Raw genomic sequence first — 19,536 nt, forward strand, 5'->3', positions numbered from 1 at the left:
ACCCAATTCATCGGGAGCCCGAATCATGGCAACGACATCACCGACATCGCCGTGGACCGGCCGCGAACTCACGGCGATCCTTTCCAGCACCTCCTCCGATTCACATATGTGGAATCTGACCTACATGCAGCTCCTGCTCGAAGAGCACGGATACCGCGTGACGAACCTCGGGGCGTGCGTACCGACGGAGGTGCTGGCCGAACGATGCGCGGACGACTCGCCGACGCTGATCGTCATCAGCACGGTCAACGGTCACGGACACCTCGACGGGGCGCACGCCGTCCGGCGTCTGCGCCAGATCCCGTCCCTCGCGGCCACCCCCACCGTGATCGGCGGGAAGCTCGGTATCCACTCGGTTGATCAGGACGAGGTACGGCACCTGCGCGACGCCGGCTTCGACGCCGTGTTCGGGGACACCGCAGCCGACCTGGACGAGTTCAGCGTGTTCCTGCGCGACCTGGCTGCGGACGTCCAGACCACGGCCGTAGCACCGCCCGTCCTGCTCGACGCCGAGGCGACGTTCACCCCGGCGGCGGCCCTCCCGCTCCCGCACCAGCCGGGCGAGTTGGCATGAAGCCTGCAGGAGCCGGTACGCGACCCCAGCGACCCGACGGCGCAGCGTCACCGTTCGGTGAGCACGTCGCGCGGATGGCCGCACAGCAGCGACTAATCGTCCAACCCCGGATGGGCATGGGCGACCCGGTGGACATGCAGGCGGGTCTCATGGCCGTCAAGGCCGCTGAGGCATCGACCATCGGCACGATCACGCTCGACAGCTACACGCGGTGCAACGACGACGCCGGGGTACGACGGGCCATGGCCGGGGACGGCGAACTCAACGGCTACCCGATAGTGGCCCACAGCAGTTCGGTGACGTCGGCGATGGTGGATTCGGTACGGGACCCGTCCTTCGTCGTCCAGGTGCGCCACGGCTCGGCGGCGCCGCAGCGCATCTTCGAGGCGATCGCCATGGCCGGTCTCGACGCCACCGAGGGCGGTCCGATCTCGTATTGCCTGCCCTACAGCCGGCTCCCGCTGGCTGAGTCGGTCGTCAACTGGGCGACGTGCTGTGAGACGTTCGGTCGGCTCCGAGAAGAGGGATACGAGCCGCACCTGGAAACGTTCGGTGGCTGCATGCTCGGCCAGCTGTGCCCGCCCAGCCTGCTGGTGGCCATCAGCGTGCTCGAAGCACTCTTCTTCCGCCAGCACGGGCTGCGCAGCATCTCGCTCAGCTACGCCCAGCAGACCAACGCGACCCAGGACCTGGAAGCCATCGCCGTGCTGTCCACCCTCGCCGCCGAGTTGCTTCCGGACGTGGACTGGCACGTCGTGCTCTACGCCTACATGGGCGTCTATCCGAGCACCGTGTCCGGCACGGCCCGCCTGCTCGACGACGCGGCGCGCCTCGCGGTCCGGTCCGGCGCGGCCCGGCTCATCGTCAAGACGGCGGTGGAGGCGTACCGCATCCCGACCATCTCGGAGAACGTCACGGCGCTGGAGCACGCGGCCGCGGCCGCGCAGCGGGAGCGAAGCGTTGGCCAGCCGGAGCCGCCGACGGACACCGGCATCCTCGCCGAGGCCCGCACCCTGATCGAGGCGGTCCTCGATCTGGGAAACGACCTGGACCGCACCCTGTCCGTCGCGGTCGAGCGCGGCCTGCTCGACGTCCCCTACTGCCTGCACCCGGACAACCTCGGCCGCACGCGCACCGTCCTGGACCGCGACGGGCGCCTCTACTGGTCGGACACCGGCGCGCTGCCGCTGCCCCGACCGACCGCTTCGGCGTCCGGCCGGACCGGCTCCGCCGATTTCCGGCGCGCCCTGAACTACGTGGCGCGCAAGTACGACTCCGCGCCGCCGTCTCGCACCTACCGGCGGGTCAGGCCCGCCCCCAATTCGGCAGCTTCCACTCCTGCCGGGAGAAGAGGATCCGCATCATGACCATCGCCCAGTCCCCCCTCGTCAACACCGCCGTGATCTCGTCGGCACCCGACACCGCGCCGGACGCCGCGCCGGTGGCGATGCCGGTCGAGCCGCGCGCGCACCTGACCAACCCACGGACCCGCACCGTGCTCGGCCTGCAGAGTCGGATGATCGCCGCGGCCCGGGAGTTCCTGACCAGGGAAGGGATCACCGAGGTCCTCCCCCCGATCATCGGTCCGGTGACCGACCCCGGCGCACGTGGGGCCAAGCAGGTGGATGTGGATTACTACGGCCACCGGTACAAGCTGATGACCAGCGCGATCCTCTACAAGCAGACGACGCTGCTGACCTTCGACAAGATTTTCTACGTCGCTCCCAACATCCGTCTCGAGCCGCTGGAGACCGCGGACACCGCGCGGCACCTGGCGGAGTTCCACCAGATCGACGTGGAGGTGGCCGGCGCGACCCGGGAAGAGATCACGGACCTAGCCGAGCGGCTCGTGACCCACGTGACGCGCCGGGTACTGAACGAGTGCGCGCAGGACCTGGCCGCGCTCGGCCGGGACCGGGCCGCCCTCGAGCGCGCCTGCGCCGCACCGTTCGGGCGGATGAGCCACGCCGAGGCCGTGCGGCGTCTGCGGGAGCTCGGCCATCCGCAGAGCCCGGACGCGGAGATCGACTGGGCGGGCGAGGTGGTCCTCACCCGCGAGCACGACCAGCCGTTCTTCGTGACCGACTACCCGAAGGGCTCGCGCGGCTTCTACGACCGGGAGCGACCCGACATGCCGGACGTGCTGGAGAACTTCGACCTGCTGGCACCGGAGGGCTACGGGGAGATCTGCAGCGGCAGCGTGCGCGAGAGCGACTACGCGCGGATCGTCCCGCGTATTCGCGAGACCGGGGAGAATCCGTCGAAGTACGACTGGTATCTGCGGGTGCTGCGGGAGGGAGTGCCCGGTAGCGCCGGGTTCGGGATCGGTGTGGAGCGGCTGACCAGGTACCTCGCTGGTCTCGACGCCGTGTGGCAGGCCAGCGCCTTTCCCAAGGTGCCCGGGGTGAAGGCACCGTGATGGAGCAGATCACCGCCGAGGGCTTTCCCGCCGACCAGGTCCGTGCCCGCGCGCGGCTGGGCGCGGCCTGCGCCTTCCCGCCGCGGTCGGAGTACGGTACGTCGCTGGTCGGGGCGGGCATGTCGGGCACGTCCAGCGCACCGCCGGCGGACGCCCTGGACGCGCTGCGGCTGGCACCGCCGGTGTTCATGCCTCGCCGGCTGGAGAAGCTGATCGAGCTCGGCCGCGAGCCGTTGTACGCCGACGTGAACACGGCCTGCGCGGTCGGCGGGTTCCGGTCGCTGCTGCCGCTGTTCGTCTCCGCGCTCGGCTCGACCAAGGTCTCCGGCGCGGACCTGGGTGAATGCGTTGCCGAGCAGGCGGGACGGCTGGGCCTGCCGATGGTGATCGGTGAGAACGTCGTGCCGGTCACCGGCTACGGCCGCTCCGGGGCGTGCGCCGCGGGATCGATGCTCTCCCGGTTGCGCCGCTACTCCTCGGTGCTCGCCGACGGGCACGGAGGGGTGGCTGTGCAGCAGAGCACGCAGGACGCCGACGCCGAGGTGTGGAACCTGGTGTACAGCGATCCCAGTGCCGCCCCGCTGCTGGACTCCGGACGTCTGGCCTTCGAACTGAAGGTGGGTCAGGGCGCGAAGCCCGGACTCGGCGGCATGACCATCGTCGAGGCAGAAGCGGCCCGCACGCTACGCGGCCAGTTCGCCCTCGATCCGATCTTCGCCGGCGCCGACGACGCGGCTGAACTCCTGCTGCGCAGCGCCAGCCCCGGCACCTTCACCCAGGAGATCCTGCGTCAGCAGGTGCACCTGATGCGCAACAACTTCCCGCGGGCCAGGATCTGGGTCAAGCTGCACCCCGGGCGCGACGTGCGGGAAGCCGCCGAGGTCTGCTGGGAAGCCGGGGCGGATGCGGTGACCGTCGACGGCGCGGAGGGCGGCTCGGGCTGGGCGCCGTTGGGTTTCCTGGACCACGTCGGCCTGCCCCTGTCCGACTGCTTGCGGGAACTCGGCGAACGGCCCGAATGCCTGCTGGTCACCGGCCGGATGTGGGAGGGCGCCCGGGTCGTCAAGGCCCTCGCCCTGGGGGCACGGGCGGCCGGGCTCGGCCGGGCCGCGTTCCTCGCCGCCAACGAGGACCCGAAGGAGGGCCTCATCCGTCTGGTCCAGTGTCTCGCGCTGGAGATCAAGCTCCTCGTCAGTGCGCTCGGCAAGTACGCCTGCGCCGATGTCGGCGCCGAGGATCTGTGGCCGGTGCCGCCTCCCGCCAGCGTCCCGCCTGTCGTGGAACGGCGGCAGCCCGCCGCGGCGCTGCCCGCCTCCTGATCGTCGCCGGAGCTCGCCGCGACCGTCCCGGGCAGCTTCCCTACCGGTTCTACCCACCACCACTACCTGGAGAAACAATGTCGACCAATCCGTTCGAGGACGACAACGCCAACTACGTCGTCCTGGTCAATGCCGAGAACCAGCACTCCCTGTGGCCGGAGAACATCCGGGTTCCCGACGGCTGGACGGTTGTGCACCCCAGTGACAGCCGCCAAAACTGCCTGGCCTACGTGGAGCAGCACTGGACCGACATCCGCCCGGCCAGCCTCATCGCCGCCGTGTCGGCGAGCGAGTGAGCCGGGGGTGACCATGAGCCCGGCACACCTGGCCGGCACAACGCGGCCGCTGCGCAGGCGCGCGGCTGGCGAGCCGGCGGATCGACTCGACCTGGTACGGCGCCACTTCGACCTGATCGACGCCGGCGACCCGGAGGCCATGGCGGAGCTGTTCGAATCGGACGCCGTCTACCTGCGCCCGGGGTACGAGCCATTCCTCGGACGAGCTGAGATTCTGCGGTTCTACCGCGAGGTGCGCACGATCCGCGAGGGTCGCCACACCCTGGACACGGTCATCGGGGCGGACGGCCAGGTGGCGGTACGCGGCAGTTTCACGGGTCGCCAGAACGACGGCAACCCCGTCGACCTGCGCTTCAGCGACTTCTTCGACCTCGGCGACACAGGCCGGTTCCACCGGCGGGAGACTTTCTTCGCCGCACCGCTCATCTGAAGGATGTGGACGACATGACCAACACCGACACCGCCGTCGCGCTCGGTGCGGCCAGGGTTCAGCCGCCGTCGCCGCGGTCGCAGGCGCCGCCCCACGCGTCGAGCCCGGCCGGCCAGCGCCCGACGGCCGCGGAGGCCGCCTCCGGCCATGGAGATCGCTTCACCGGCCACATGTTCAGCATCGAGTACGAACCGGGTGCCGGATGGCGGAGGCCGGAACTTCTTCCGCTGGGGTCCGTCCCCCTGCATCCGGGCACCGTAGGGCTGCACTACGGCCAAGCGATCTTCGAGGGGCTGAAGGCGTTCCGGCAGCCGGACGGGTCGATAGCCGTTTTTCGCCCGCGCGACAACGCGCGACGATTCCAGCGCTCGGCCGCCCGGCTGGCCATGCCGCCGCTGCCCGAGGCGATGTTCCTCGACGCCATCGAACGGCTGGTCGCCGCAGACGCGTCAGCTCTGCCGGCAGACCCCGCACAGAGTCTCTACCTTCGGCCGCTCATGTTCGCCACCGACACGAACCTCATGCTCAAGCCATCGGAACGTTATCGGTTCCTGCTCATGGCCTTCGTCGCGGGCGGCTTCTTCGGAGCCGGGGTCGACGCCATATCCGTGCGCGTCAACCACAACCACGCCCGCGCGATGCCCGGCGGCACGGGCGACGTCAAGATCGCGGGTAACTACGCACCGACCTTTCCGGCCCAGATCGAGGCTGAACGCGCCGGCTGTCAGCAGGTGCTGTGGCTCGACTCGACCGAGAACCGGTGGATCGAGGAGATGAGCGGCATGAACCTGTTCCTGGTCGCCGGCCGCGGCCACCGCACAGAGATCGTCACGTCGCCGCTGACCGGCACGCTGCTGCCCGGAGTCACCCGGGACACCGTTCTGCGACTTGCCGCACGCCTCGGCTACGGGGTGCGGGAGGAACGGATCGCGCTGTCGCAGTGGCGTGACGGAAGCGGCCCGGGCGGCCGTTTCACGGAGGCGTTCGCCTGCGGCACCGCCGCGGTCATCACCTCGGTGCGCGACGTGCGGGACGCCGGCGGCGACTGGATCATCGGCGACGGCCAGCCCGGTCCGGTGACAACCACACTGCGCAAGGCGCTGACCAACGTGCAGCGCGGCCGGGTGCCGGACACCGAGGGCTGGCTGCATCCCGTACCGAGGACCGATCTGTCGGTCCCGGCCCGGACTTGCTCCCCGTAGCGGGTGAGCGATGTCAGCCGGCTGTCCCCGCCGGCCGCCGCAGCTCGTGGCTGCGGTGTGTCGGATGCACACCGCAGCCAGGTTCCCGGGATCACCACGTCGGGGGTGGCTCGGCGACCGCACGCAGGGAAGACCGCTGCTCGGCAACGGCAGTCACCGGATCGGCCGGCGTCGCAGCGGGCCACGCGCCGCTGTCGGCCGTCGCCTCGCCCTGGTCGACGACGGGCCCGCCGGGTAGGGGGGAATCGGCGCGGTCGGACCCCGCTGCGGCTGGCGCCGGACCGTCAGGGGCGGACGAGAGCTCGTCTCGCGCGTCCTCGACCTCCGAGCGTTCTCTGGCGAACAGACGCACGAGGTCGCTGACGACGTAGTGCTGCGGCTCCCACGACGTGGGGTGCGGCACCGCGACGAGGTGCAGGTCGAACAACTGCTCGAGGCACTGCTCCGCCACGAGGGCGGAGACCACCATCATCGCCGCCGCCGACCAGGCGCTCACCTCCGCCAGGCCGAACCGGCCGACCAGCCGCAGCAGCCGCTGGGCCTCCGGCGCCAGTCTCCGGTAGCTCGCCGCGATGCTGGCCCGGACGTTGAGGTGGTTGCCCGGGGACAGCTCGTCGAGCCGTCGATCCTCCTCGCGCAGACGGTTCGCGAGCTTGCGCAGCGGCCAGTGTGGCTTGGCCGCCAGCCGGGCGCCCGCAATGCGCAGCGCCAACGGCAGGAAGCCGCTGTACCTGGCGATCTCGAGAGCCGCCTCGGGGTCGTCGGCGACGCGTTGCGGCCCGGCGATCGCGGAGAGGAGTTCGACGGCGCGGTCCGGTGAGAGCCGGTCGAGGTCCAGGTTGTACTGGCCGATGGCCCGGCCGAACCGGACGGGACTGTTGATCAGCACGGCGCAGGAGGTGCAGCCGGGGATGAGCGGTGCGACGTGATCCGGGCCGGGAGCGTTGTCGACAACGATCAGGATCCGCCGGTTGGACACCAGGTCGCGGTAGAGGTCCACCCGCCCCTCCAGCGTCGAGGGCAGGTTCGCCGCCTCGACGCCCAGAGCGATCAGAAATCTGCCCAACGCCTCGGCAGGGGTACGTGAACTGCCGGCTGCCTCGCCGTAGCTGACGTAGAGCTGGCCCTGATCAAATTCTGGCCTGAGAAGGTGCGCCACGTGCGTGGTCAACGCCGTCTTGCCGACACCTCCTTCGCCGGAGATGACGATCACCCGGTGGGGGCCGTCGCGGAGAACTGAGGACACGAGCGCAATCTCGTCCTCACGCCCGGTGAAGTCAGCGATGTCTGCCGGCAAAAGCTGCGGGGGCTTGTCGTCGACAATGGGCACGCCCTGGCGGGGTTCCTCGGCGCGGCCGGCTCCGGCGGGCCGCCGGAGCCCGGCTGACTCGTCGAGCGTCTCCAGTGTCGCGGTGACCGCCGCCAGATCGTCCTGCAGGATGGCGCGGTGGATTGCCTGCGCCTCGCGGGCCGGATCAGTGCCGAACTCCTTTGCGAACCAGCGGCGGCGCCGGTCGTACTCCTGCAGCGCCTCGTTGCCCCGGTCCACCCGGTAGAGAGCGGCGAGCATCTGCGCGAACAGCCGCTCCCGGAGCGGATTGCGGTTGGACAACGCGACGAGCTGGTCGACCACGGCTGCGGCGCCGGACTGGCGCAGTCTCAGCGCGAAGAGGTCCTCCGTGGCGGTCAGGCGCCGCTCGACGAGATCACGCCAGCGCTGCTGGTGGACTGCGCACAGCCGCCTTCTGCCGAGCAGCGGCCCGTACCATCGTCCGAGCGCGCGGGTCAGCAACTCGATCGCGGGTTGGTCGGAGGCGGCTTCGCGAGCCTGCGTCACCTCCGAGCTGAACAGGCCCACGTCCACCTGGCCCTCTGCTAGGCGCAGCAGGTAGCCGCCGTCCGCGGTGGTGAGGCACTGCTCGACTCCGAGTTCGGTGAGGACCGCCCGGATCTCCGAGACGCGGGTCTGCAGCACGGCGCGCGGCTGCTTCGGCTGACCGTCCGGCCACAGCAGCTGCACCAGGTCGTCGAAGGAAACCACCTGGTTGTTCTCGAGCGCCAGGACCCCAACGATCAGGCGATGCTGCAGACGCCGCAGCGCCACTTCCTGACCGGCGAAGCGGACCTTCACGGGGCCGAGGACCCGGATCTCGAGCCCCTCACCCCTCGTCACCGTTCGATGCTAACAGAGGACTGAGAGTGATGAACGGTGCGCGCATGCGGCGACAATCCCGCCCGCGGCGAGGTCGACGGGAAGGGCGCCCTCCGTACACTTCCCGCCTTCCCAAACGTCTCCCATTGCCTTACACCGCGTTGACCCCACGACCCAACCCTGCAACATTCGGAAACGGGACAAGGCCGCCCGGACATGCTGGGCTGATCAGCTGCGCCCGAGCGAGTACGACGGCGGGAAGCTTCTCATCGCGGGCCGCGCCGGCGACAGCGGGGGCATCCGCGGCTCTGCAGGCGTCACCCCCTCCTTCCTGGGCGCAACCGGCGCCCGGCCTGTCTCGGTCGCGCCAGCTCAGAGCCTGCGGGGCCGTGCGCCGGCCGATCCGCTCCCTTCACCGATGCACTGGCGCCTGTCCCCACCCGCGCCGCACCACCCGGCACCTGACCTGACGCGGCAGCGGTGAGGCCCTGCTGCACTCTCCCACCCCTCCGAGGAGACTTCATGACGATCGAAGCGACCAGCGCGACAGAGTTCGGCACGCTGCTGCGGCACTTCCGTGACCGCGCCCGGCTGACGCAGAACGAGCTCGCGGGCCTGTCGGCGGTCAGCCCTCGGACCATCAGGAACCTCGAAGCAGGCCGAGCGATGAGCCCGCGAGCCGACACGGTGCGCTTACTCGCCGACGGGCTGCGCCTGAGCGCGGAGTCCCAGGCCCGGCTGAGCCTCGCCGCCGGGCAGTCCCCTGTCGGCGCCGCGTTGGATGCGGCACAGGGCCACCTGCCTGCCTGGGATGCCGCCCTCGACCGGGATCCGTACGGCCGCGAGCAGGACCTGCGCTCGGTGCTGGCCTGCGTGCACGCTGACGGCTCCTGCCTGGTTTCTCTGAGCGGATTCGGCGGTGTCGGCAAGTCCCGACTGGCCGCCGCGCTGGTACGAGAGGCAGAGCACACCCTTCACACTCGCTGGCTCTGGCTTCAGCCATCCGAAGCGGAGGGTGCCGCCGCGCGGTCACCGGTAGAAGCGGCCTTTGAGCAGTGGTATCGGGATCTCGCCGGCGGGCAGTCCGACGCCGCCGACACCCTCGCACGCCTGATCGGCGACCAGCAGTATCTGATCGTCGTCGACGGCGCTCACCCTGCCACCGACTCGCTCGAGTCGAATCTTCGCGAACTGATCCGGCGCTGCCCCCGGCTGACGGTGATCGAGACGACCAGACGTCCCCTCCTGCTGGAGGGGCGTCACCTGGTGCCACTGACGCCGTTGCGGCTGCCCGCCGAGCACAGTCGGGTCGACGCGACGCTGGTCGGCCACCCCGCGATGCAGGTACTACTGCCGCTGGTACGCGCTACCCAACCCGACTTCCGGGAGTCGGAGGAGAATCTCCGGTACCTGCTGCAGCTGTGCCACTCGCTCGACGGCCTGCCGCGCGCGCTCGAGTCGGCCGCTACCTGGTTCGCCTTCTGCCCGCCGGCGATGGTGGCCGAAGCGGCCCGCGAGAATCCCCGTCCGCTGGCGGCACCCGGGCAGGACGACGCAGCGGCGGACTGGCTGAGTGAGGCGGTCGACGACGCGTTGCGGGACCTTCCTGACTCCCAGCGGTGCCTGCTGTCCGAGCTGGCGGGCCGGACCGCTCCGTGGACCATCGAGGATCTCACCGAGGGTTCCGGTCCTCCCTGCGGCGAGATCGTCGAGTCGCTGAAGAATCTGCTCGCCCTCGGCGTGATCCGGCCGTCCGACGACTCCGACGCGCGGACCTACACCGTCCTCAACCTGCTCCGTCCCGCGCTGACCTGACCTGCGCCGCCGGGTCGATGCCACCGCTCTCGGTCCCCGGAGGTTCCCCCTTTCGGTGACCGAGGCCGACACCGGCGGTGGCCGACTCCCACCGTGCCGCCGGACCGCTCCCGATCTACCGGAGCTACCGGGCCACTACCGGGAAGCTGCCGGTCGCGCTACCGCATCCGACTCTCGTCACCGGTACTCGCCGGCCGGTTGACTACGTGGCACCTCGGGCACTTCACAGCGCCGTCCACCAATCCGCTTAGGTGTGCCCGAACGAACTCGGCGGCCATGACGCCCGGAGGGTGCAGGCTCAGTGCCTGCTGCCACAGCGTCCGCGCAGCCCGAGGCTCGCCCGCCGCCCAGAGTACGTGCGCTCGGCCCTCGACAGCGCGCACCCGCTGCGACCGGAGCCGGAACTTCTCAGCCACCGTCTCGGCCTGCTGGAAGGATGTCTCCGCCCCCGCCAGGTCCCGCGCGGACAGCAGGGTCTCACCCATGGCGTTGAGCGCGTCGCACTCGATCTCCGGCTGTACGAGAATACGGGCCAGGCTCAAGGCGTGCCGCGCATCCTCCGTGGCACCCTCCAGGTCGCCCAGCGACCGGGAGACGACCGACCGGAGAGAGCAAGTCCACGCCTCGGCCGTCAGGGAGCCGGCGTCCCGAGCATCGGCCACGACACGATCGAAGATGTCGCGCGCCCGCACCTCACGACCCCGCAGGTAGTTGACCAGGCCCACGTTAAGGTCGATCAGGAGGCCGGCGCGCGTCGTGTTCACGCCTCTTCCGACCGTGGTCGCCTCGTCCAAGTGCCGCAGGGCCTCGGCGTACCGGCCCAGTTCCAGAGCGATGACGCCGAGGTTGGTCGCCGCCGCCGCGGTGAGCCACCTGTCGTCGATTGCCGCCGCAAGCTCCTTGACCTGCGCGAACGTCCGCTGCGCTTGGTACATCCGCCCGCCGCTGCGTTGCGCCATGCCCAGATCCGCAGCCAGGTAGGCGTGCGCGCCGTGATCGCCTTCCCGGACCGCGATCCTGATCGCCTGTTCGAACAACTGTTGAGCGCGCTCGGGTTCCTTCTCCCGGTCGCGCATGACGAAGGCCATGGCGGCCATGGACATCATCTCGCCACGAGGGTCCCTACGCTCGATGGCCGCAGCCAGCGCGATCTGGAACAGCGGATACGAGTCGGCCGCGTAGCCTCCGCGGGCCAGGAACGGCATCATCGAGCACGCGATCTTCCACGCGTGGTCGTGCCAGCCGTGCTTGGCGGCGTGTCTCGCGGCCGCGACCACACTTCGTTGATTGGCGCGGATCAGACGGATTCGCGCCAGGTCGTCGGCCGGTGTGTCGACCGCCTTCGGCCGGTGGGTGACCTCGATGTCGAACCGGAACACCCCAACGGCATCGGGGCGACTCCACGAATGCGCGGAGTAGAGGTAGTGGTCAAGGACGCGGTGGGTTGCCTTGCGCTGGGCCTCCTGACTGTCGTGGCGGCGCAGCAGATCGAACGCGCAGTCCCGAAGCAGGCCGTGCAGCACGAACCTGTCAGCGGTGGGCTGCAGCACCAGGTTGTCCTCAAAGAGCACCTCAAGGCACTCCTCGGTCTCCTCCAGTGTCATGCCGGCGAGCGCCGCGGCGGCCGGGGCATCGAACTCCGCAGCCGGATGGAGGCTGAGCAGCCGAAACAGGCGACGCCGCGGCGGGGTCAAACGTTCGTAGGAGGCTGCCAGGCGTGATATCACGTTCTGGTCGCCGACAGCGAGGAAGCGGACGCGTTGGCGGCGCGGCCGCATCTGCTCCAGCAGGTCAGCTAGGCGCCAACTGACCCGGTCGCGGAATCGCGCGGCGGCGGTCCGCACGGCATGCGGTTGCCGGCCGCACAGGTCGATCACTTCTTCGACGTCGGCGGAGCGGCCGTCCACCCGGTGTTCGCCGGCGATCCGTACGAACAGGTCCACCGCATCCTCACGGGGCAGGATGTCGAGTGAGAACGGCACCGCTCCGTCCAGCGCGCTGAGCCGGCGCCGGCTCGTCACCAGCACGAGCGATTCGGGCGCCCCGGGCAGCAGGTCCCTGATCTGCGCCTCGTCGGCGGCGTTGTCTAGGACGATCAGCGCGCGCTTGCCGGCCAGCCGGGTGCGCCACAGTTCACTGCGCTCGCGACGGCCGGGCGGCACCATGTCGCGGGGTACCCGGCTCTGCAACAGCAGGACATCCAACGCGTCCTCGGCCGTCATCGGGGTGGCCCCCGGCGTGAAACCGAGAAGGTCGACGAAGAACTGCCCGTCGGGATAGCGCTCGACGAGGTGATGGGCGGCCCGCACCGCGAGGGCTGTCTTGCCGATGCCCCCAACACCATCGATCGTCAGGACCCTCAACGCCGTCGTTGACGCCGTCGGCGGCGCGGTCAGCTCACGTATCTCCCGGGCGCGCCCGGTGAACTCGTTGGTGTCGCGAGGCAGGTAGTTTATGGAGGGCGTGGCTATGTCAGTCGCCGACCGCCCCGACCCGGCGAAGGTGACCGGTAACAGCGATGAGCCAGAAAGTCGCTCCACCTCACTTTGCGTATTCTGAGAGTGTCGCGCGGGTGGGCCGAAAGCCGCTGTGCGCTCTTCGGCGGACTGGCTCCGGCCGTACTCCTCGGCGCGGCCCGTCGCGTCGTGCCGGTCGCGCTGCCGAAGGATCGTCACGCTAGGGCGGACGGCTTCGGACCACGGGGCCCGAGCCGGTTGACCGGTCGACCCAGTATCGGCCGCCACGGCGGCGGACGGCATCTGCCCCAGTGTCATGAGTCGGTCGGACGCCACGGCCCGCTCCTGCTCGAGGCGGGCAGCGATGATCTGCAGCGGCGCGCTCCTCGTGAGCAGGCCAGAAAGGGCAGGCCCACGCCACAGGTCGAGTGCTGCTTGAAGATGCGCGGCAGCCGCTCGCGGGTCCCCGTTCGCCTGGCATTGATCCGCAGCGGCGACATTCGCGCGGAATTGATAGGTGTCGACCGCCATCTCTGGCACGTGGATGGTGTAGCCGGTCCCCGACCTGACCAGACTTACACTGCCGAGATCAACGAACGCGCGGCGCAGACCGTTGACAGCGTTGTACACCTGCTGACGAGCCGACCGGGGAGGCTGCTCCCACAGCGCCTCGACGATGAGGTCATCCGGCACCGCACTTCCGACGTCTGACAGAAGGATCGCCAGCAGTCGAGCCTGACGCACTCCGCCCAGTTTGAGCGGTACACCGGCGGCCTCGACCGTCACGGTCCCCAACAGGAAGAACCGCACGGTCTGCCCGACGGCGCGCCCTGAGGCTTCCGCCGATCCCAACTGGCCCCCCGTCCTCGGGGCAGACCACCCCGCCCTTCTTACCCATTGTGATCAAGTCTTACCACATAGTCGCACCCATCGCCGGGCGTCGAATCACTCCTGCTCTACACAGCCCGTGAAGGCAAGCACGGCCGCATGGAGAGCCGGCCGTGGGCGCAGGCACTGGTCGACGTGTCCGACGCCGAGGCCAGCGCCGGCGCCGCCGCAGGCCTGCTTGCTTGCGACCTGCGGGTTGGAACGTCTGCAGGAGCTCGACCAGTAGCCGCTCGCGCCTTTGCCGAAGGGTCCGGTGACCGTAGCCAGATGCAGCTCAACGCCACAGTCATGCAGCGCGGCCTCCATGCCGCCCAGCCATGCAAAATCTGAGTCAGGCCGGGCCGCCCTATTGCGGCCGGACAAGTGCCGGGCAGGGACATGCCCGGCTTGGCCAATTGTCGATGTCTATCTTCCGAGCTACGGTTGAGAGCACGGTGGCCCCGCGCCGCCGGATTCTCCTGTCGCCCGCCGGCCCACGCCTGGCACTGGGGACACCGAGGGACATGGCGTTGATCGTCACGCGGGTGCGGTAGCTCCGGCACATCCCCTGTCGCCGGCGGTCGCGTGGGGTCCGCCGGAGGATGGATTGATTGTGAGCACGGACAACCGGGCCAAGAAGCTGGCCAAGCAGGAAGGCATCGCTTATGCCACCGCGCTGCGTCTCACCCGCGATCAGCAAGACGACGAGCGAAAGCGGAAGGCCCACGCGGAGATGGAGGCGCTGTTCCCTTCGCTGGACAGTCTGCTGCCGGAAGCGGTGAGCAGCGCATGTCGCACGATGGCGGGCAACAGCATCGGGCGCTATGTCGGGAAGAACAGCGAGAACTGGACCGCCGGGCTGACCTTCGACGACGTCGACCTTCCCACGGACATCCTGCGCGAGATGGTGATCGACGTGGTCACGCCCGACCTCGACACGATCAACTGGCATGTGGACGACGACCCCGACGAGCAATACCCCGGCTCGGTCGAGGCCGTAACCGAGGTGACATTCACCGGTTGGGGCAGACTGGCCGCTGTTGCTGGGCGGCACGACCTGCGGTTGGTCGACCCGGACGTGGACGGCAACGCCGAAGTTACCTTCACGAGCCGCGTGCGACTGGAGTGGCACTTCGTCTACCACCCGGGGATGAACTATCTCGACCTGCTGTACGCGGGCGCGTCCGAGCTGATGCCGACCAACCCGCACTACTAGGTACGGGCTAGGTGTGCTGTCCGGGGAGGTTGGTTGAGGTTGTGTGACGACACGGTTTGATGTCGTAGGTAGGTGAAGGCCTGCGGTTGTGGAGTGGAGCTGTCGAGGAACCGCTCCACAACCAGGAGGCCTTCATGTCCCACGCTAATGCTGCTTTGACTCCTCGCGCACGTCTGCGCCTGGCGCGTCTGATCGTGGATGAGGACTGGTCAGTCGCCGCGACGCTGAATCTCAACAAAGCCGAGTACCATCTCGGCGAGATGTTGGGAGAGCACGCGCACCGCCGGCCCGTGCGGGGATAAGCCGCTAACCGCGCGTCACGCATTGTCCCCGTCGGTCGAGCGGATGCTCGGTATGCCAACACAGTGCACAGACCGACTGCCACCGACTCCAGCCCGACAGTCCTTCGACCAGCGCCAGCGGACTGCTTGTCCGACTCGACCGCGAAGATCCTTCGTAGAAATATCGGCGTGTCGGACAACCAGCGTGACGATCTCGAGGATCCCCTGACTCGATGGCTCAACGGGCAGTCGCAGGCCAACCCGCAACTGCCTACCGAACGGCGACGTGGTCTGCGGTTTGCGTTCTACGGTCGGATGTCGACCGTCGAGCACCAGGATCGGGTGACCTCCCGGCACTGGCAACGCGACTGCGCCACAGACCTCGTCGCCGCTCACGGGGTGATCGTCGCCGAGTACTTCGATGTCGGCTGCTCTCGCCGCCGCGGTTGGCGGCAGCGCCCGCAGGCCGCTGCGCTGCTGGCCGCGCTCGACGATCCGGATCGCGGGTTCGACGCAATTGTGGTCGGCGAGTACGAGCGGGCGTTCTCCGCTAATCAGCTGCAGCACCTGGCGCCGGTGCTCGAACAGCACGGCGTGCAGCTGTGGCTGCCCGAAACGGACGGGCCTGTCGATTACCACGACCCGGCCCATCAGGCGCTGATCATGATGCTGGGCGCCCAGTCGAAACGTGAGGTGCAGCGCGCCCGGTTCCGGGTCGTCACGGCGATGCGGGTCCAAGCGCGGGAGCAGGGACGGTATCTCGGAGGCCGGCCGCCCTACGGCTACCGACTCACCGACGCCGGCCCTCATCCGAACGCCGCCCAGGCGCGCTGGGGTCGCCGGCTTCAACGCCTCGAACCGGATCCGGCTACGGCCGTACACGTGCGGTGGATGTTCGCCCAACGCCTCGATGGCCAGAGTCTCGCCAGCATGGCGCGCGCCCTGAACGACGCCGGCATACCGTGCCCGTCGGGCATCGATCCCGACCGCAATTCACACCGCAGGGGCGACCGGTGGACCCTACGAACAGTCGCGGCGATCCTCGCCAACCCTCGCTACACGGGCCGGCAGGTCTGGAACCGGCAACCCGCGCACAACCACACCGATGCCAGCCGCTCGGAGCGAGAACCCATCCGGCGGAACCCGACCGCGGACTGGGTGGTCTCCACGCAACAGGCCCACACCGCGCTGGTCAGTGAACAGGACTTCGTCGCGGTCCAGATTATCCGCTCCCACCGCAGCGCCCACGACGGCACCACCCGCCGCTACCTGTTCACCGGCCTACTGCGCTGCGGACCCTGCGGACGACGATTGGAATCTCACTGGATCAATCAACGCCCCGGCTACCGATGCCGCCACGGCCACACCAGGACCCGACAGCCCACCAACCCCCGACGCAAGATCCTCTACCTCAGAGAAGACCACATCATCGCCCGACTCGCCGACCATCCCCGCCTCCCCAGCGGGATCCAGACCCCACATGACCTGGTCGCACTCCTACACAGGAGGAAGATCACCATCATCTGCGACCAGGAGCATTGCACACCAACCACAGAAAGATCCGCGCAGGCCAACCTGCGCGGATCATGATCAATATGTGGTAATGATGTGTCCGAGGGGGGACTTGAACCCCCACGCCCTATACGGGCACTAGCACCTCAAGCTAGCGCGTCTGCCATTCCGCCACCCGGACCTGCTCGTCCAGCCTACCCTGTCGGCCGCAGCGGTTTCGCACCCCGTCGGCCGGCCCGGCGGGCCGCACGGGGCATTACTTTACACGGCAGATCTGGATCATGCACATCGCCGTACCGCCACCCGGTGGCGACACCGTTTCCGCAGCTCAGAGCCGTGGTGACATCGACAGCTGCGACCCGCCGGCTGGTCGACGGTTCAGCCGGGTGGCGCCTGGGCGGTGAGTACCGGCAGCATTACCGACGTGTCCCACCCCTCCCCCCTCGCCGCGACGCAGCACCAGGCGCTCGCCCTGCGCTCCGCCGGCGATCTCGGTAACGCCCGTCGCCTGCTCGAGGACGCCGTCAGCTCGGCCCGACCGACGTACGGCGAGGACCACCGGGAGGTGCTGAGCGCCACCCACCTGCTGGCCAGGCTGCACCGGGAGGCCGACGACCCGGCGGCCGCCCGCCGCATGCTGGAGGAGGCGTACGCCGCCGCGGAACGACGGTGGCCGGCCGCCGACCCGTTGATGCTGGCCCTCTCCTTCGAGCTGGCCTCCGTCGCCGAGGAACTGGGCAACCGCCACGAGGCGCGCCGCCACTACACCAGGGTCGCGGCCGTCGGCCCCGAGGTGCTCGGCGCGGAGCATCCCGCCGTCCGCACCGCCCGGCAGTACCTCGGCGACGCCGCGCCGGTCCCGCCCCGGCCGGCGCCACCGCCGGTCCCGCCTCAGCCGGCACCACCGGCGGTCCCACCCCGACCGGTGGAATCGACCGCCCTGTCCGGGCCGACGGTTCAGCTGGCCCACATGTCCCGGCCGCGCTCCGCCCCGCTGCCGCCGGCACCACCGGTCCCCACGCCCCCGTCACCGCCGGCACACCCGCAGCAACAGTCGCCGTGGGCGCCGCAGGTCTCTCCCCCACCTGTCGTCCCCGCGCCGCGGACGCCCCACGCCGCGCCGCCACCGGCGCCGCCGATCCCCCCGGCTCCCCGGGTCACGGCTCCCGTGCACGGCGCCGGCCCGCACCCCGTACCCGAGCCGGAACTGGCCACCGCCCTGCCCCCGGCACCGGTGATCAGCGCGCCCCCGGCCCACGGCAGCGCCGGGCCCTCGACGGCGACGGCGTACCCGATGCCGAGCGCTCCCGCGCCGCAGCTGCCGCCCGCCGACCCAGCCCGTCCGGCGGACGGCCCTTCGCAGGCCGGGGCGACCGCGCCGGACGAACCGCGCTGGGACCGGCCGACGATCCAGGTGCAGCAGATCGCGCCGCTGCTCGAGGAGGAGGCCGCCCGCGCCGCGGCGGCGGGCGGCCAGCCGCATCCGGCCGCGCCGGGTCCGACCGGGCCGACCACGGCGCCGGGCCCGCCGGGCCCACCATCGACGGGTACGCCCTCGACCCCGACGAGCGGGCCGGCCCCTGACCCGGCCCCGGTCAGCGGGGCACCGGTGACCGGGGGCCCGGTGAGCGGCCCCGGCATGGTCAGGCAGCCCGTCGACCCTCCCGTGAGCGGCCCACCCGCCAGCGCAGTCCCGCACAGCGGCCCACCCGCCAGCGCAGTCCCGAACGCCAGCCCGCCGATCAGCGGGGTCCCGCACAGCGGCCCGCCGATCAGCGGGGTCCCGTACAGCGCGCCTCCCGTGCCTGTGCCGCCGGTCAGCGGGCCGCCGGGGTCGCCCTTCCCGGGGACGTACCCGCACACGGCGCCCACCAGCGCACCCTCGGCCAGCGCGACCCCGGTCAGCGCGCCGCCGTTCAGCGCGCCGCCGGTGCCGCCGCCACCGATCAGCGCACCGCCGGCCGCCGCGCCACCGTGGGGAATGAGCGCGCCGCCATGGAGCAGCATGGCACCGTCCCAGCCGCTCGCCGCCCCGGCGTCGGACGAGTCCGACGACGAGGGCCCGGACACCGACCTCCCCGCCGACGGCATCCCGGCCGACGGTCTGCCCGTGCCCTACCCGGCACGGGCCACCCCGGACATCGAGCCGGCGCCCTCGTCCGCCGCCCGGCCCACCGCGCCGCAGCCGCCGGCGCCCCACAGCCACCCACGGCCCGTCGACCAGCCCTCACCTGGCTTCGGCCCCCCGGCTCCGCAGCCCCAGCCGGGCCACCACCCGGCGATCGGGCAGCCGGAGCAGAGCCACGGCCCGGCGACCGGGCACCTCCGGCCGGCCTCGCAGGGACCGGCGGCGCCCGGACCGGGGACGCAGCAGGTCGGGCCGGCGCACCCGCCGGCGTACCCCGAACGGCCCGCACCGGCCGGGTACCCCGCACCGCAGGGCCACCCGGCCGACCCGTACGTCGCCGCGCCGGCGTACCAGCAGCCCTCGGCGTACCCGCATGGCGAGCCGGAGCGGGACGGCCGCAACCGGACGGTGGTGGCCGTGGCGGCGGGTGCGGCGGTGGTCCTGGCGGCCGTGATCGGCGTCGGCGTCGTGGTGCTCAACCGCGACCCCGCTCCCCCGGCCGCGGCGCCGACCACGGCCGCGCCGAAGGCCGGCGGCCCGAGCGCGGCGGCCGGCGCGCCGCCCGGGGACCTGAAGCTGCGCGACGACGCCGCCACGATCACCCTCACCTGGACCGACCCGACCGACGGCGCGGTGCCGTTCATGGTGGCCAGTGGCCGGTCCGGGCGTCCACTGAAGGTGATGGCCACGGTGGACCCGGGCACGACCCGCTACACGGTCAACGGGCTCGCGTCCACCGTGGACTACTGCTTCACCGTGCTCGCGGTCTACTCCACCGACTCGTTCGCCACCTCCGGGCAGGTCTGCACCCAGCGGGAACGCGGCACCCCCACCGGCTGATCGTCCACGTTGCCACGCTGGGTGTGCAA

General features: G+C 70.5%; 14 protein-coding genes and 1 tRNA gene. 11 read left to right on the forward strand and 4 right to left on the reverse strand.

From position 1 onward, the window contains the following. The first annotated feature begins 25 nt into the window (after positions 1 to 25). From GA0074704_RS21015 to GA0074704_RS21045, 7 genes are all read left to right on the forward strand, one after another. Entirely contained in the window at positions 26 to 574 is a 549-nt protein-coding gene (locus tag GA0074704_RS21015) for a cobalamin B12-binding domain-containing protein (protein WP_088972088.1), read from the forward strand. Next, entirely contained in the window at positions 571 to 1,941 is a 1,371-nt protein-coding gene (locus GA0074704_RS21020; RefSeq protein WP_172880681.1) for a methylaspartate mutase, read from the forward strand. Before GA0074704_RS21015 ends, GA0074704_RS21020 begins: the two co-directional genes overlap by 4 nt. Then, positions 1,938 to 2,993, forward strand: coding sequence for an asparagine synthetase A (locus GA0074704_RS21025; RefSeq protein ID WP_231926619.1), 1,056 nt, complete (start codon positions 1,938 to 1,940; stop codon positions 2,991 to 2,993). The genes GA0074704_RS21020 and GA0074704_RS21025 overlap by 4 nt, the downstream gene beginning before the upstream one ends. After that, complete coding sequence (locus GA0074704_RS21030) at positions 2,993 to 4,312, forward strand: glutamate synthase-related protein (protein ID WP_088972090.1); 1,320 nt, start codon at positions 2,993 to 2,995, stop codon at positions 4,310 to 4,312. The genes GA0074704_RS21025 and GA0074704_RS21030 overlap by 1 nt, the downstream gene beginning before the upstream one ends. 77 nt (positions 4,313 to 4,389) lie before the next feature. Further along, positions 4,390 to 4,608: an MbtH family protein gene (locus GA0074704_RS21035; protein ID WP_088972091.1), complete on the forward strand. Its 219-nt coding sequence runs from the start codon at positions 4,390 to 4,392 to the stop codon at positions 4,606 to 4,608. A gap of 13 nt (positions 4,609 to 4,621) precedes the next feature. Further along, positions 4,622 to 5,038 carry a nuclear transport factor 2 family protein gene (locus GA0074704_RS21040; protein ID WP_088973857.1) on the forward strand — a complete coding sequence of 139 codons (417 nt, stop codon included), beginning with the start codon at positions 4,622 to 4,624 and terminating at the stop codon, positions 5,036 to 5,038. Between the two features lie 14 nt (positions 5,039 to 5,052). Beyond that, entirely contained in the window at positions 5,053 to 6,240 is a 1,188-nt protein-coding gene (locus GA0074704_RS21045) for a branched-chain amino acid aminotransferase (protein ID WP_088972092.1), read from the forward strand. Positions 6,241 to 6,331: 91 nt separating this feature from the next. Here the strand turns inward: GA0074704_RS21045 and GA0074704_RS21050 are convergent, their stop codons facing one another. Continuing rightward, on the reverse strand, positions 6,332 to 8,413 hold the full coding sequence (locus tag GA0074704_RS21050; RefSeq protein WP_088972093.1) for an AfsR/SARP family transcriptional regulator: 2,082 nt from the start codon (positions 8,411 to 8,413) through the stop codon (positions 6,332 to 6,334). A gap of 501 nt (positions 8,414 to 8,914) precedes the next feature. Here GA0074704_RS21050 and GA0074704_RS21055 point away from each other — a divergent pair. Next, positions 8,915 to 10,207: a helix-turn-helix domain-containing protein gene (locus tag GA0074704_RS21055; protein ID WP_088972094.1), complete on the forward strand. Its 1,293-nt coding sequence runs from the start codon at positions 8,915 to 8,917 to the stop codon at positions 10,205 to 10,207. 158 nt (positions 10,208 to 10,365) lie between these two features. On the opposite strand, the gene GA0074704_RS21060 is transcribed toward GA0074704_RS21055, so the two are convergent. Together GA0074704_RS21060 and GA0074704_RS28900 are read right to left on the reverse strand one after the other, a co-directional pair. Beyond that, positions 10,366 to 13,473, reverse strand: coding sequence for an AfsR/SARP family transcriptional regulator (locus GA0074704_RS21060; RefSeq protein WP_088972095.1), 3,108 nt, complete (start codon positions 13,471 to 13,473; stop codon positions 10,366 to 10,368). A gap of 135 nt (positions 13,474 to 13,608) precedes the next feature. Next, on the reverse strand, positions 13,609 to 13,857 hold the full coding sequence (locus GA0074704_RS28900; protein ID WP_157743756.1) for a hypothetical protein: 249 nt from the start codon (positions 13,855 to 13,857) through the stop codon (positions 13,609 to 13,611). A gap of 286 nt (positions 13,858 to 14,143) precedes the next feature. On the opposite strand from GA0074704_RS28900, the gene GA0074704_RS21065 reads away from it, so the two are divergent. Then, a complete protein-coding gene (locus GA0074704_RS21065; RefSeq protein WP_088972096.1) occupies positions 14,144 to 14,746 on the forward strand; it encodes a hypothetical protein in 603 nt (200 codons plus the stop codon). Between the two features lie 470 nt (positions 14,747 to 15,216). Next, on the forward strand, positions 15,217 to 16,617 hold the full coding sequence (locus GA0074704_RS21070; RefSeq protein ID WP_088972097.1) for a recombinase family protein: 1,401 nt from the start codon (positions 15,217 to 15,219) through the stop codon (positions 16,615 to 16,617). Between the two features lie 19 nt (positions 16,618 to 16,636). Here the strand turns inward: GA0074704_RS21070 and GA0074704_RS21075 are convergent. After that, a tRNA-Leu gene (locus tag GA0074704_RS21075) sits at positions 16,637 to 16,720 on the reverse strand. A 243-nt stretch (positions 16,721 to 16,963) separates the two neighbouring features. Here GA0074704_RS21075 and GA0074704_RS29785 point away from each other — a divergent pair. After that, positions 16,964 to 19,507 (forward strand): tetratricopeptide repeat protein, encoded by a 2,544-nt coding sequence (locus tag GA0074704_RS29785; protein WP_331716639.1) that lies wholly within the window; start codon positions 16,964 to 16,966, stop codon positions 19,505 to 19,507. Positions 19,508 to 19,536 lie beyond the last annotated feature (29 nt).

This window comes from Micromonospora siamensis (assembly GCF_900090305.1).
Classification (GTDB): domain Bacteria; phylum Actinomycetota; class Actinomycetes; order Mycobacteriales; family Micromonosporaceae; genus Micromonospora; species Micromonospora siamensis.